Source organism: Paenibacillus sp. 32352, from assembly GCF_002042965.1.
Classification (GTDB): domain Bacteria; phylum Bacillota; class Bacilli; order Paenibacillales; family NBRC-103111; genus Paenibacillus_S; species Paenibacillus_S vulneris.
On record NZ_MZNT01000001.1, the window covers coordinates 628,024 to 642,119 of the forward strand.

The following is a 14,096-nucleotide window of genomic DNA, read 5'->3' on the forward strand; positions in this document are numbered from 1 at the left end:
GAGAGCGCGTCCTTTACACCATGTGCCAATGGTGCCTTTAATGAAATCAATGCAGGACAGTCACGGAGGGCTATCATGAACATTTTACAAGCATTATTTTTTCCCCCGGAGCAGCCTGGCGGAGTATCTTCTATGGTTCCTTTTATGCTGGATCGTTTCAACAAACGAGGCTGGGAAATGGAATTGTTTTCGCTGCCTAAACGGGTAAGAAGCAAAGGGACGGAGCCGGTACAGTTCTCAACCTTTAACTGGGAGGATTATGCGGGAAATCCGGTCGTCGATAAATACATTCAAACCTATAAAGATTATGTCTGGTGGACGAAGCTGCGGCTTCATAGCCAATATGATATCATCCATGCCCATCATCCTATTGCCGGCCTTGTCATGAAACAGCTGTTTCCGGACACACCGGTTATAATGACCGTTCATTCCAGCTATGAACGTGAGCTGATCCTTAACGGCAAAATCCGCGTGAACAGTCCGGAGCATAGGTTCCTGACCTCGATATACAGGGAATTGGAGGAGCGGGTCGATCAGCTGATCACCGTTTCGAACGCCTTCAAGCAGTATTTGTCCGACTATGTGCAGGAACCGGAAAAGATCGGCGTCATCCCGAACGGCTTCGACGAAAAGCGATTCCGACCGGTACCTCATGAAAATAAAATTCCGCAGCTGATTACCGTCTGCCGTCTTGTGCCTGCCAAAGGTCTGGATATTCTTCTCCTCGCTTGTGCCGAGCTGAAGAAGCGGGGCAATCCCTTCGTGCTTCATTTGATCGGGGATGGTCCGATTCGTCAAGAGCTGGAGCAGATGGCTATCGAGCTGAACATTTATGAGGAAATTATTTTTTACGGGTATATGCTGCATCCGGAGGATTTCATGCCCTTCTTCGATGTGTTCGTGCTTCCGTCACGTGCCGAAGCGTTCGGCTCTGTGTTTGCCGAGGCGGCTTTATGCGGCTTGGCGCTGGTCGGTACGAATGTAGGCGGCATTCCGGAACAAATCTCACATGGGCAGAATGGGCTGCTTGTTCCGGTCGAGGATGTGCAGGCTCTGGCTAATGCCTTGGAGAAAGTGATCAGCGATCCGATATATCGTTATAACTTGGGAAGGGTCGCCTGGGATAAGGCACAAAAGTCCTATTCGATGTCGCGGGTGGTACAGCAGTTGAAAAGCGTGTACCGGTCGTACCGGAAAAGCGAATAAAGCTTGAATTGGATTAGCGAGGTATCTTTTTTGAAATTATAGAATAAAATGATAACTTCCACTGCTTCCCCACAAATCCCAATTTGTGGGGATTTCATTTGGCAAAAGTAACAATTTAAGAAAAGTTTTAACATTCCCCTATTTCTTTTTAAAGAGTTTTCCTTATTCTTGTTCCAGTAGTAAGTCTAATCGCAGGATGTGCGGTTTAAGATTTGACTTGGCACCGGAAGGGCAGGAGAAAACGAAAATGAAGAAATGGGGTTTTTGGCATGCTTGCTTTAGAAACAACGATACCGCAGCGGCATGGATGTTCCTCTCGCCCAGTCTGATCGGCTTTGCGCTGTTTTACCTGATCCCGTTCGCCCAAGGCGTCGGCTACTCTTTCATGGATCGCGCGGTCGGCGGCCGGTTTGCCGGATGGGATAACTACCGCAGCCTGCTAGCGAGTGAATCGTTTCGGAAGGCAGCGTCCAACACGTTTTATTTTACCTCTGTCACGGTTCCGCTCATAGTTGTGCTCTCCCTGGGCTTTGCGCTGCTGCTGAACCAAAACCTGTACCTGCGTAATGCGCTGAGAACCGCTTATGTGCTGCCGTTGGTCGTTCCCATAGCCTCGATTATCGCCGTTTGGCAGATGCTGTTCGATTGGAACGGAACGCTCAACGCCTGGCTAAGCTACTTCGGCCATGAAAGGGTCGATTGGATGAAGACCAATGCGGCGCGCATTGTCGTGATCGCCGTTTATTTGTGGAAAAATATCGGGTACAACATGATTTTGTTTTTGGCGGGATTGCAGCAAATTCCGAAAGATTATTACGAAACCGCCAAGGTGGAGGGCGCAGGCCGGGTGCGGCAGTTCGTTGGTATTACGCTCGTTTATTTAACGCCGACGATGTTTTTTGTCGTCATCATGTCCATTGTCAATTCGTTCAAGGTGTTTCGCGAAACGTATCTGATCGCAGGCGATTACCCGCACGACAGTATCTATATGCTCCAGCACTACATGAACAATACGTTTATGTCGCTGGATATTCAGAAGCTGACGGCGGTGGCGACGATGATGGTCCTATGCATTTTATGGATTGTGCTGGCTTTGTTTGCGGTTGAACGCCGTTTCCGGCAGTTCACCGAATAGCGGGAGGGTAGATGGATTGCGGAGGACTAACTTTTTGCAAAAAGGGGCGCTGACAATTGTCGTGACCATTATTGCGGCGGTGCTGCTGTTTCCGATAGTGATTACTTTCACAAACTCGCTCATGACCGGACGGGAAATCGAAATCAATTACGGACCCATCGGAACAATGAACGAGGCTTCCGGCGGGGAAGCCGGCCGTTTCGCGAATTTGAAGCTGCTGCCCGATCAAGTGTCGCTCAAGCAGTACGGCGAAATTTTGGTGAACAGTCCGAAATATTTGACGATGTTCTGGAACTCGGTATGGATGGTCGTACCGATCATTGCGGGACAGGCATTTGTAGCGGCCCTGGCGGCGTACGCGTTGTCCAAGCTGCAATTTCGCGGCCGGGATCAGCTGTTTCTCGTTTACGTGTTGACGATGCTTATGCCATTCCAGGTGACTCTGGTGCCGAATTACATTATGGCGAATCGACTGGGGCTGCTGAACAGTGTGTCTGCGGTTATATTGCCGGGTATTTTTGCGGCGTTCGGCGTGTTTATGCTCCGGCAGTTCATGCTGCATATTCCGTATTCGTATATCGAAGCGGCCAAAATTGACGGAGCCGGCCATATACGGATTTTCATGACGATCATCGTTCCGATGGTCAAGCCGGGTGCTGCTGCGCTGATCGTATTATTGTTCGTCGATTACTGGAACATGGTGGAGCAGCCGCTTATTTTTCTGGACGATCCGTTCAGGCAGCCGCTGTCGGTCTATTTATCGAAAATCAACGAGGGCGAGCAGGGGGTCGCTTTTGCTGCATCGATGCTGTATATGACTCCGATGGCGCTGCTGTTTTTGTATGCGGAATCTTATTTTATCAAAGGAATTCAGCTGTCCGGTATCAAGGGGTAGCTGCAACGGTTGGGAGGAGCAGGAAGTGGGGACGGAGCAGCATGAGGAGCTTGGACAACGGCGCCGTAAACGAAGCATTCTAATCGTGTTCGGCCTGTTTATCGGGCTGCTGCTATTTTTTACTTTATTCAGCAACACGCTGCAATCAATGGCGCTCCCGAAGGTGAAGACGGAGAAGCCGACCGTCGGCAGCATCGAACACAGGCTGGAAGGAAGCGGCATATTGCAGCCTCTGGCGGAAGCGAAGCTGACGAATCCGGCGGGCTGGAAAGTGACGGCCATTGCCGTGAAAGAAGGAGACATCGTGAACAAGGGGCAGCCGCTGGTCGCCTACGACAGCAAAACAGCCGAACGGGAACTGCAGGATGAGCTGGCTCAATTGGAAAAGCAAAAGATCGAGCTGCAAAACGTTCAAGACCAATACATTGCATCGGCAACGGGTGGGGATGCAGCGAAATCCCGGAGAGCGGGGCGCGATATCGAAACTCGCAAGATCGATCTCGGCGTACAGGAGCGCAAAATAAACGAGTTGCTGGATCGTTTGGCGAAACATAAGCAGATTGCGGCGCCGTTCGACGGGATCGTAACGAAAGTGAACGCAGTCGAAGGACTGGCGTCCGCCGGAGAGCCGGATGTCGTCATGACGAATAACAGCCGGGGCTACCGGTTGGAGCTTTCGGTCGATGCGTCGCTGCTGTTGAGCTTGGGGATTGCGATGGAGGAGAAGCTGCAGGTCGAAGTGCGAATGCCGTCCGACCCGCTGCCGAAAATCGTCGAAGGCACCGTTTACGAGATAGCCGAAACGGAGCCGCGTACGGACAGCTCGTCCGCCGGCAAACAGGCGACGATTGCACAAAAGACTGTCCGCGTGAAAGTAGCGGACCCCGGGCTGAATGGAGGTGAGCAGGCATTCGTCAAGCTCGCCAAGCCGTCGCATCAGGAGGGGCGAATCGTTTCGAACGAGGCGGTTCATTCAGACCGCGAGGGCAGGTTCGTTTACAAAATCGAAGAGCGGAGGGGCGCTCTAGGCAATGTGTTCATAGTTCGCAAAGCCCGGGTTCAAGCTATGGATTCCAACGACAAGGCAACACGGATCGAATCGAGTGTCGTTCAAGTGCATGATCTTATTATTGTGGAAAGCAGCGAGCCTTTGCAGGAAGGGAATCGGGTCAGACTGGAGTAGAACCGAGTGTGGCGGACGATTTGATCTTACTCGGAACAAGCTCAACCAAAGAGAAAAGAGGGGAACCAGACAATGAAAAAGCAACTATTAATCGGATTTACATGCATGACGCTGGCGGCTGCGACCGGATGCCAAGCCGGAAGCGGAGGGGAGGCGGCGAGCAAGGAGAAGCCAAAGTCGAAGGACGGTAGGACGGTTGTTACATTGTCTTTAATGGGCTCGGACTGGTACTTCGATGAGATGGAGAAGCTATTCGAGCAAAAGCATCCAGACATCGACCTGCAAATACAAGTTTACAAGCAAGGGGAGGCGGAATGGGCCGAAGGCGATTTTGAAAAGTACGTCAAGACGACGAACTCGGCGATTTTATCGGGAGCCGGAGCGGATATTTTCGATTTGAGCAGCTTGCCTGCAAGCAAATATGTCGATAAAAAGCTTCTCCTCGATATGAACGGCATGCCGGACAAGTTGAACAAAAGCGATCTGCATATGAACATATTGGATGCATTGAAAATAAACGGCGGGCTGTACACAATACCGACTTCGTTTTATGCAGGCGTTTTTGTCGGGAACGGGGACATGCTGGATAAGACAATCAAGGTGGACGACAAAAGCTGGACCTGGGAGCAGTTTGAGGAAGTATCGCGCAAATTCATGCAGCAATCGAACGGCAAAGGGGACCGCTACGCCTTGGCGAATTATGCGCCGGAGCACTTTTTGAATATATTGGTGGAAAACAACAGCACGGATTTCATCGATCCGGCGACCCGGAAAGCGAAATTCGATTCGCCTCTATTCGTGCAAAATATGAAGCGAATTAAAAAGCTGTACGACGACCGCATTATGACGGCGAATAAAGCCCAAATCGGCAATCAACTGTTTTACTCTACTTATTTGCTCTCGCCGTTGGATGTTGCCGAAACGGCCTACCGGTTTTACCCGAATCCGAAGCTGCTGCAAAGGCCGCATCCGCAAGGCCATAAGGACGGAAGCACATTCCTCGTTCGGAATCAGCTAGGCATCCTGGCCCATTCGGCGGTCAAGGAGGAAGCGCAGCAATTCATCGCTTTCCTGTTGTCGGAGGAGGCGCAATCGTTGCCGAACCGGGAAGGCTTCTCCATGCTCAAATCGGTCAACGACAAGCAGATCGGCGACGTTCAAAAGCAAGCGGCCGGCGGATCATATAAGCTTCCGTCCGGAGAATCGGTCAAGACGTCCGAGAAACCGTTTGTCGAGCTTAAGCAGCTTATTAACTCAGCCAATCGATTTGCCAAGACGGACAATAAGGTGCTCGACATCATCACGGAAGAATCCCAATCGTTCTTTAGCGGTCAAAAGACGGCAGAGGATGCGGCGAAGCTGATTCAGAATAGGGCAACTACCTATTTGAACGAATAGCGAATGATCTGGCGCAGGAGCAGGTCCGCGAGTGGTCTTTTTTATGAGATTATAGAATAAAATTATACATTCGGAGCTTCCCCACAAATCCCAATTTGCGGGGAATTCCTTTAAGCCGCAAGCCGAAGAATGAGAACACCGATCAGTGCGCAGGTCAAACCGCCCGCTTCCAGGCGGCTGAACCTTTCTTTCAAAATAAAGCGGGCATATAAAAGAACAAAGACCACATTCATCGCTATGACTACAGACACAAGTCCGGTCACGCCCAGCTTGAACGCAGGCATAACCAGCATCATTCCGGAAATATTGGTGATTCCTACGAACATCCCCCAAAATAACGTCTTGGAGCTGCTCCAGCCTCTATTGGCCGAAGCTGCTGGCGGACTAGACTCGGCCTCTTGATCCTCGGCCGCTGCGGCAACCATAGCTCTTGCAGAGGCCAGCCTGCGCCGGCTCATATACCAGGAGATGCCGAACAGGAGGCTTCCTGTCACATACATCATGAGCAAGGTTGGCAGGGTGGCGGCTCCCAGCATGGTAGCCTTCTTCGAGGACAGGTCGGTAATCCCGAAGGCAATCATCGTGATAATGCCCCACTGGGCACCCTGAAGATTGCGCAGGGATATGTCGTTGGAATATCTGATCATGAGAATCCCGAACACTATGACGAGAAAGGCCATCGATTGCCACAGATTGAGCTTTTCGCCCCATAGCACATAAGCCAATATAACGACCACAACGGGAGGGAGACCCGTAAACATCGCGATTAGCGAAGCTTTCCCTACAGCAAAGCCCCGATACATAGAGGCGTTGGAAATAAAGGAGAACAGCCCCATCCATACGCCTACCCAGCAGCCCTCGGACCATGGCTGGCCTGCAAATAGATTGATAACCGCCGCAATGACCGTTCCGGATAAATAAACGCCTAGCAGGAGCAGATTGCGGTCAATCGGCCACTGCGACGTCCATTGATATAAGATGCCCCGCAAACCGAAACATATGGCCGAGGCTGCCGCAAATAGAAACCACATCGTTTTATTAAACCCCTCGCTGTCTGTTTTCTCGCAAAAGGAAAGCCTCCCCCGCACTTAGGAGAGAGGAGGGGCTTTCCTATCGACACCATATAAACAACCGCAGAAAGCGGCCGCTTATCCATCAAAATTGCTTTACTCCTCATAGATCATTTTGACCGTCATCCCGCCGTCGATAACGAGGTTTTGGCCGGTGACAAAGCCGGCCTGATCTCCCGCAAGATAGAGGCAGGCCGCTGCGATATCGTGCGGAGTACCCACGCGCCCGACAGGGTGCTGCAGACGGTCGCGCTCGCTATGTACCGCCTTTTCACGCTTCGATGCCTTCTGCCAATCGCGGGTTTCAATCCACCCCGGACTGATGGCATTCACGCGAATGCCGTAGCCTCCCAAGCTTACCGCCATGGCATGAGTAAGAGCAAGCAAGCCGCCCTTGGAGGCGGAGTAAGCCTCCGTATCTGCTTCAGACATCAGCGCACGGGTAGAGGCCATATTAATGATCACGCCGCTGCGCTGCCGCTTCATGATAGCAGCCGCATGCCGGGAACATACAAAGGCTCCCCGCAGATTGACGCCGATAACTTCGTCGAAATAGGCTACAGGAAGCTCAAGCATGGAGCCGTTGCGGCTGATGCCCGCATTGTTCACTAGTACATCCAAGCGCCCCAGCTCTGAAGTCGTCACGTTCATCCATTTGGAGATTTCGTCTTCCTTGGCGACGTTCACGTACATAAAGAGGGATTTGCCCCCTGCCTCGCGAATCTCCCGAACAACCTCCAAGCCCGCCTCCTTATCCGTGTCGGCGATCGATACCTCGTAGCCCGCTTTGGCAAAAGCGAGCGACACCGCTTTCCCGATCCCTTGGGCACCGCCCGTAACAGCAGCAACCTTATTCATTGAGGAGCCTCCTTATTTAGAAACTCATTGCTTTTTTTACAGTATATAAATACTATAGTATATAGGATTAAGAACGGAGGCGCAATGGATGGAACCCGGACAACGAACCGACCGCGAAATTACATATCATGTAGGCTGGAAGCGGGGGAAAATTACGCAGAATCACGGCACCCATCCTTCGGAAAGCGTAGCGGAAGAGCATGCCCTCGTTGATAGCAGGCTAAAATTATCGGGGTTGCTAGGATGGAATATGCGGTATATGTGGAAAAAGGCGGGGACCGTTCATGAACGAACGCTGCTGATCGTGCTGCCGGTTATTCCGGTGCTTATGTTTGCCCTGTCGTTATGGCTGGTGTACCGGCTAGCCATTCATCCCTACTGATGAGAACGTCTATTGAAGCTCCTTTCATAGATGTGCTTTACCAAAGAATGCTTCAGGAGAAACCGAACAAGAAGCTTCAATAGGAGGATACCGAAATTGAAAATGACATTAGCCATATTAGGCGGAGCAGTCGGCTTGATCGTAACGGCTTCGGCTATTATGCTGATTTGGTTCGTTTATCAGCTGAGAAGCAGCAAGGAGCAGGGGAGCTCCCAGAGCCCGCAGAAGACGGGAGCGGCCTCCTTCCTTCTTCAGTGGACTTTTTTTGATTACGCCTTAGTTGGCGTCTTTGCCATAGGCAGCTTGTTTTTATTCACCGACGTAGTGGCTGTCATCCGGGATGCGGACAGCTACCCGCTCTACCACTACGGGTACTTGTTATGCGGCTTTGTATTCACGCTATTCGGCATGCTGTTCATGGTTGCCAGGCTGGCGGTGGTGCTGTCGTTAGTTCGTACTGGCGGGCCTGCTCCTGCGCCAGATCATCATAGTCATCCAGGCCATGCTGATCATCCCGAATAGCGGATACAAGGTCGACAGGAGAGCTTTAAAGCCGAGCTGGCTGATCAAGTAGCTTAGCAGCAGAACAATCCAGAGAATCCAGTTCCTAGACAGCCGGGTTCGCTGCTCCAGCTGCAGGGTAAGGCCGTAGACATCGGCAATAAACGTTGTGAAGATTTCCCCGTAAATGACAAAGACGAACATCAGCTGTATGGTCGGTCCGACCTTCCGGATCAATTGTCCCATAGGAATTTCGAATTGCGAGATGCCGGGCATCTGAGCGGACAGAGCATAGTGGCCGGCCAGCAGCATCATGCCAATAGCGACTCCTCCCCAAATGCCGCCCCAGAATAGTACGGATCGATCCCGGATTTGTGCGCCGAGCGGGACAAGCACCCCTTGAGCCATGCTGAGATTAAATGCGGCGTACAGGAAGGGGGCGAACCAGATTCTCTCCAGCGGGTAATCGGAAGTCAGATGGAGCCAATTGCCTGAACCGGGCAAGTCCCAGGAATACCAGACGATAAGCATGCTGAAGCTCAGCATTAACGGAACGACGACGGAATTGACGGCGACGATGGCTTGCATCCCTTTGCTCAATACGGCATACGCGAGCAGCAGCGTAACCAACAGACCGGATTGATAAGGCAGATGAAATTGCTCCTCGAAGACGGAGCCGGCTCCTGCCAGCATCACGGTCGTGACGCCGAACAGGGTGACCAGAGTAAACAGACTTACCCATCCTCCTACTCGGGGACCGAAGAGAAGCTTATTCAAATCCTCATAGGAATGCGCTTTAACCTCGTGCGCAATAAACATTAATTTAATTCCGAGCCAGACAAACAGTATGCTGGCGATTCCGATCGTCAGAGTTGCCATCCACCCGTACCTTGTAAAAAAAGTGAGGATTTCTTGTCCGGTAGCAAACCCGGCTCCTACAACGGTGCCGACATAGGTGAAGCAAACTTGCATAATGCTGCCGAATTTTCTCATCATGATAGGTCCACCTTTCATGCGGCTTGTTCCATAATAGTACAAGGTATGAACCGTGGGACGAACACATGACATGAACTTGGGAAAATGCCAGGTTTCTGTTAAAATAGGATAGGCCTCATTTTACCGTTATATAATTTTTTTGCAGGAGCGTGTCTGTGTGCTGGATGATATTTTGCTGCTGATTGAACATTACGGATACATCGCCCTGTTCGGCTTGTTGGCTGTAGGGATAGTAGGACTTCCGGTCCCTGATGAAATCTTAATGACGACGGTTGGTTCATTGACCTCGAACGGAGGGCCCTTATCTTTTTGCAAATCGTTACTAGTCAGCTATGCCGGGACCATGACCGGGATGCTGGTCAGCTATTTCCTGGGGAAGACGGTAGGGAAGCCTTTCCTGTACCGCTATGGCAAATGGGTGAAGCTGACACCGCAAAGACTGGACTTGGCAGAGGGATGGTTCAAGAAATACGGACTGTGGACGGTTGCTTTTGGCTATTACGTACCGGGGGTTAGGCATTTTACCTGCTATTTGGCAGGAGTCAGCGCTGTATCGCTTTGGAAGTATTTGCTGTACGCAGGCACCGGAGCGCTGATCTGGTGCGCATCGTTCCTGACGCTAGGTCATTTTATCGGTGTGAACGCGCCAAAAATTATGCATCTTATTCATCACTACATGGGAATCAGTGCCATAGTGATTGTCATCGTAGCAGCAATCGGCATCGCTTTGTTTATGTGGCTTAGAAAACGAGGGGCGTCCAAACAGAAAAAAACAGGTTGACACGACAAAAAAAGCTTGAGTTCAGCTGAACTCAAGCTTTTTTCAATTTCAGGGTCCCCAGACGGAACGCGGTCATTATTCGGCGAACAGCTTAATGGAGTTGAGCTTATCCGTCTTAGGGTCGATATCGAGCTTCAATACGGCATCCTTGGATTTATAGATGAGGACATAGCTTGTATTGGAGTCGGGCTTGCCTAATGCTTTGTAGATATCGCTTGTGGATTGGCCCAGCTTAAGCCCGTTCAATCCGGGATTGATTTCGCTGCTGCGAATATCGATGAATTGAAGCTGATTTTGCTTGTTGTAGCCCACCATAAAATCCGTATAGTCATAAACAGTAATAGGATCCGTTTCGTCTTCCATTTGAAATTGCTCCTTGGGCTTGCCATATTTACTGGTGACTGCATCAGGCGATGATTTCAAGGTCAAGCCAAGCAGAGTCGGCTTGGTTTGATTGTAGGTCTCTTGAATATCGATCTTCGGCTTAGGTGTTGCCGTCGGTTTGACGGTTTCCGGTATCTCATCCTGCTTTGAGCCGTTCTCGGCGCTTGCGAGCGATACCTTGTCATTCGGATTGACTTGCTGCTGTGATGTAACTGCGGCTTGTTCTTGGGTTGGATCCTTACTGGTTTGCTGAGGCGCAGCAGCAGCCGGCGTAGCTGTCGGAGCTGCGGTAGGCGTAGGGCTTAACGCCTCGGACCCTTGTTTGCATCCGGTTATCAGCAATATGAGGATGAAAGGAACGAGCCAGCGAGCGGCGTATGTAAGTGTGTTCATCATCCCAGTCTTCCTTTCTGGAAAATTTAGAAGGTTGCGTTATAAAGCAATATTAATCATACTCGCTACCCATTGAATCATCAAAGATCGTATACTTACAAATATCGGCGAATTTCATGAAAATGATTAGATATGATTTTCAAAGCACCATTTTCATGGTCTAGGTCCCCGTTTCTTGCTATCTATTCATATAGACGAGTTTGAGGCTGAAAAAGTTGCATAAAGTTTATAAAAGTTTATCCGTTTAGGACTTGAAACCCGGATTCCCGTTATGATAAGTTAACGGAAAAGGTTTTTCGGATGGAGGATACCGAATGGAATTATTAAAGCAAAAAATTAGAGAGGTCGGAGTCGTGATCTCCGATGATATTATTAAGCTGGACGCTATCTTGAATCATGCGGTTGATCCTGCGCTGACGACAGCGATGGGCAAGGAATTCGCCCGATTGTTCAGAGAAGACCGCGTGACCAAGGTGCTTACGATAGAATCATCCGGAATTCCCATTGCGTTTGCCACGGCGCAGGAGCTCAATGTTCCTATGGTATTTGCAAGACGCAAAAAGAGCTTGAATACGGACAATACCGAAATGTACAGCGAACGGGTGCCTTCCTTTACGAAAGGGCTGGTAACCGATATTATGGTCTCGAGAGAATGGCTCGGTGAACAGGACCGGATTTTATTGATCGATGATTTTATTGCCAACGGGGACGCAGCAAGAGGCTTGATCCGGATCATCCGCCGTTCGGGAGCGGAGCTTGTCGGAGTCGGCATTGCGGTTGAAAAATCATTTCAAGCAGGCGGTCGAACCATCCGTGAATCCGGGATTCGCGTTGAGTCTTTGGCAAGGATTGCATCGCTCGCAAATGGCGAGATTGTCTTCGAGTAGAGGCGAATCAAGAATTATTTTCAATTTTATTAACTATTCCCTCCACTGTGTTTTTCCTTTATAATGGATTCAAGCGAAAGAGAGGAGGCATTGCTATGGGGAATGAGATTCCGGCCGATTTTTTTGTAACTAAGTTGAACGAAGCTAAAATTCACTTTGAACGTGCCCTCGATTGTAAACATACAGAGTTTGACGACCTGTATCCCTATATGATTGAACATCCTCAATTTTTTTGGTACAAAAGGTATGTGGCATGGTCTGAATTGTTGACTATCGTTAAGCTATGCGAAGACCTTGATGTAGAGTGGCAGCAGCAGTTTTCACAGCAGCAGGTCGAGTATATCAAGAAGAGAGTCATGTCCAGTAAAGTGCTGGATTATTGGTTTGAGACCAATGACTCGAAAGAACACGTCAGCTGATTAGTGCACTCTGAGATAGATAAAATGACCCCATAAGGTTTCGGATATGATTCAGGTACTTTACGGGAAACGTTTGAAAATGGTAAATTCTATATCCAAAAAACCTACCGTCCTCGAAAGGCGGTAGGTTTTTGTTTATGCTGCGGGTAAAATGGGCTCACGTAAGGTTAGTGAAGCATGTTCATGCTTTCGATATGTTTTTTGGTCTCGGGTGTACCCAGATCATACAGCTTGCGATATATCTCCCGCAGCCAATAATCGGACGCAACGTTGTCCCTGACGTTATGATTAATCGGATGTGCGCTCGAAGCTCCCGCAGCGGTACCTTCCTGAGCCTCGGCCGATTCCTCGAACAAAGCCTGAAGCTGATTAATCTCTTCGTCATTGGCCCTTATTTCAAATTCGAATTGGCCGGTCTCCTCCGGTTCTGTTATTTCCCCTGAGCCGACATCAACGTAATATGTTTTTTTCTCCATTGCGGCACAAAAACTCCTTTCCAAAGTCGGAACGACTGCTTATGTAAAACACTTGTAAAGAAGAGAGCATACGTCTTCTGTTTATTGTACACCTGGAATGGTGTATTCTATTCTTAAACTACAGTTTGTCCAAAGGAGGGTCGTAGGATGATCAGCGAGGAGCAGCTGGACCGGTATAGAATAGAGGGGACCAAGCTTAGAGTGGTGAGGGACGCGGATCCTGCGAATGACGTCAAAGGAATTGTTGTTGCCTGGGACGATACGACGGTCATGATCCGTAAGCAAAATCGAAGAATCGTGAAGCTGGACCGAAGCTATCATTACCAGCCGATGACCGAGGAACGTTATTCGGGCTGGAACGGGAACGAGCTATGACGGGCTTTGCCTCAAATCGCCCAATAACCCCATCGATATCGAATTTGAGATACTATGAAGCGGAAGACGGCTTAAACAGCTACTTTATGATAGAGAGTATCGAACCGCTCCGCACGTTGAATTCGTCGATGTGGGGAGAAGGCTTCGGATGGCATTCACGCCTGATGAACCGACAGGTGGACCGCAGCTATTCCAGCTCGGATCCGCTGGCTGAGATGCATCAATTTATGCGTATGAGAAGCATCGGCATAGAAGAGACAGCGGCCTTATTAACCGCAGCAAGAGTGCAGGACAGAGGCTACTCCCAGGAATCCGGGGATAAGGGGCTGAAGGTATGCACCTGGGCTACTGTCGGCTTAAGCAATAAAGCGAGGGCGGGCTCCTTACGGGACATGCATGAGCTGTTCCCTGGAACCATTAACCTGATCGTGGTCATTGATGGAATCCTGACGGACGCGGCAATGGTCAATGCCGTGATTACGGCGACGGAGTCGAAGGCCGCTGCACTGCAGGACGCAGATATCCGCTTAGCGGACAGTCGGGAGACCGCGACAGGAACAACAACGGATGCGGTCATTATAGCCGCTACCCAGAAGGGAGCTTCGTATCGCTATGCGGGTACAGCTACCCAGCTTGGCTATAGTATCGGAAGAACGGTGTATGAAGCAATGGCTTATTCCATTCAAAGGTATAAGGCCTGGGAACTGTCACAGCAAAAATGAAACCTGGAGCCCGCAAAGTTCTTGCTGAACGGGCC

17 protein-coding genes are annotated in these 14,096 nt (G+C 50.2%); 12 read left to right on the forward strand and 5 right to left on the reverse strand.

The genetic code is table 11. The features are described 5' to 3' along the window. Positions 1-75 precede the first annotated feature (75 nt). The 5 genes from B1728_RS02915 to B1728_RS02935 all read left to right on the forward strand — a co-directional run bounded on the left by B1728_RS02915 (position 76) and on the right by B1728_RS02935 (position 5,817). A complete protein-coding gene (locus tag B1728_RS02915; RefSeq protein WP_079908658.1) occupies positions 76-1,206 on the forward strand; it encodes a glycosyltransferase family 4 protein in 1,131 nt (376 codons plus the stop codon). A gap of 247 nt (positions 1,207-1,453) precedes the next feature. Next, the gene (locus B1728_RS02920; RefSeq protein ID WP_079908659.1) at positions 1,454-2,341 is read left to right on the forward strand and encodes a carbohydrate ABC transporter permease; all 888 of its coding nucleotides are present in this window, start codon (positions 1,454-1,456) and stop codon (positions 2,339-2,341) included. Positions 2,342-2,357: 16 nt separating this feature from the next. After that, positions 2,358-3,236, forward strand: a complete 879-nt coding sequence (locus tag B1728_RS02925; protein WP_079908660.1) for a carbohydrate ABC transporter permease — start codon at positions 2,358-2,360, stop codon at positions 3,234-3,236. Between the two features lie 25 nt (positions 3,237-3,261). Then, positions 3,262-4,419, forward strand: a complete 1,158-nt coding sequence (locus B1728_RS02930) for an efflux RND transporter periplasmic adaptor subunit (RefSeq protein WP_256865202.1) — start codon at positions 3,262-3,264, stop codon at positions 4,417-4,419. Positions 4,420-4,491: 72 nt separating this feature from the next. Next, positions 4,492-5,817, forward strand: coding sequence for an ABC transporter substrate-binding protein (locus B1728_RS02935; RefSeq protein ID WP_079908662.1), 1,326 nt, complete (start codon positions 4,492-4,494; stop codon positions 5,815-5,817). 110 nt (positions 5,818-5,927) lie between these two features. Here the strand turns inward: B1728_RS02935 and B1728_RS02940 are convergent, their stop codons facing one another. Next, positions 5,928-6,848, reverse strand: a complete 921-nt coding sequence (locus tag B1728_RS02940; protein WP_079908663.1) for an EamA family transporter — start codon at positions 6,846-6,848, stop codon at positions 5,928-5,930. Between the two features lie 135 nt (positions 6,849-6,983). Then, positions 6,984-7,745, reverse strand: a complete 762-nt coding sequence (locus B1728_RS02945; RefSeq protein WP_079908664.1) for a glucose 1-dehydrogenase — start codon at positions 7,743-7,745, stop codon at positions 6,984-6,986. 88 nt (positions 7,746-7,833) lie between these two features. Between B1728_RS02945 and B1728_RS02950 the strand changes: the two genes are divergently transcribed. Continuing rightward, on the forward strand, positions 7,834-8,127 hold the full coding sequence (locus B1728_RS02950; protein WP_079908665.1) for a hypothetical protein: 294 nt from the start codon (positions 7,834-7,836) through the stop codon (positions 8,125-8,127). A 96-nt stretch (positions 8,128-8,223) separates the two neighbouring features. Continuing rightward, the gene (locus B1728_RS02955; RefSeq protein WP_079908666.1) at positions 8,224-8,649 is read left to right on the forward strand and encodes a hypothetical protein; all 426 of its coding nucleotides are present in this window, start codon (positions 8,224-8,226) and stop codon (positions 8,647-8,649) included. On the opposite strand, the gene B1728_RS02960 is transcribed toward B1728_RS02955, so the two are convergent. Next, positions 8,575-9,621, reverse strand: coding sequence for a YkvI family membrane protein (locus B1728_RS02960; RefSeq protein WP_079908972.1), 1,047 nt, complete (start codon positions 9,619-9,621; stop codon positions 8,575-8,577). The two genes, B1728_RS02955 and B1728_RS02960, sit on opposite strands and share 75 nt — an antisense overlap. Before the next feature lie 160 nt (positions 9,622-9,781). Between B1728_RS02960 and B1728_RS02965 the strand changes: the two genes are divergently transcribed. Next, positions 9,782-10,405 (forward strand): DedA family protein, encoded by a 624-nt coding sequence (locus B1728_RS02965; protein ID WP_483310961.1) that lies wholly within the window; start codon positions 9,782-9,784, stop codon positions 10,403-10,405. 75 nt (positions 10,406-10,480) lie between these two features. Here B1728_RS02965 and B1728_RS02970 read toward each other — a convergent pair whose 3' ends face one another. Continuing rightward, the gene (locus tag B1728_RS02970; protein WP_079908667.1) at positions 10,481-11,185 is read right to left on the reverse strand and encodes a DUF4309 domain-containing protein; all 705 of its coding nucleotides are present in this window, start codon (positions 11,183-11,185) and stop codon (positions 10,481-10,483) included. A gap of 311 nt (positions 11,186-11,496) precedes the next feature. Here B1728_RS02970 and B1728_RS02975 point away from each other — a divergent pair, with 311 nt between their 5' ends. Next, positions 11,497-12,069, forward strand: coding sequence for a xanthine phosphoribosyltransferase (locus B1728_RS02975; RefSeq protein WP_079908668.1), 573 nt, complete (start codon positions 11,497-11,499; stop codon positions 12,067-12,069). A gap of 95 nt (positions 12,070-12,164) precedes the next feature. Further along, positions 12,165-12,488 carry a hypothetical protein gene (locus B1728_RS02980; protein ID WP_079908669.1) on the forward strand — a complete coding sequence of 108 codons (324 nt, stop codon included), beginning with the start codon at positions 12,165-12,167 and terminating at the stop codon, positions 12,486-12,488. Between the two features lie 167 nt (positions 12,489-12,655). Here B1728_RS02980 and B1728_RS02985 read toward each other — a convergent pair whose 3' ends face one another. Next, a complete protein-coding gene (locus tag B1728_RS02985) occupies positions 12,656-12,964 on the reverse strand; it encodes a hypothetical protein (protein WP_079908670.1) in 309 nt (102 codons plus the stop codon). A gap of 147 nt (positions 12,965-13,111) precedes the next feature. On the opposite strand from B1728_RS02985, the gene B1728_RS02990 reads away from it, so the two are divergent. Continuing rightward, positions 13,112-13,339 carry a hypothetical protein gene (locus B1728_RS02990; RefSeq protein WP_079908671.1) on the forward strand — a complete coding sequence of 76 codons (228 nt, stop codon included), beginning with the start codon at positions 13,112-13,114 and terminating at the stop codon, positions 13,337-13,339. 44 nt (positions 13,340-13,383) lie between these two features. Continuing rightward, positions 13,384-14,061, forward strand: a complete 678-nt coding sequence (locus B1728_RS02995; protein WP_256865203.1) for an adenosylcobinamide amidohydrolase — start codon at positions 13,384-13,386, stop codon at positions 14,059-14,061. The last annotated feature ends 35 nt before the right edge of the window (positions 14,062-14,096 follow it).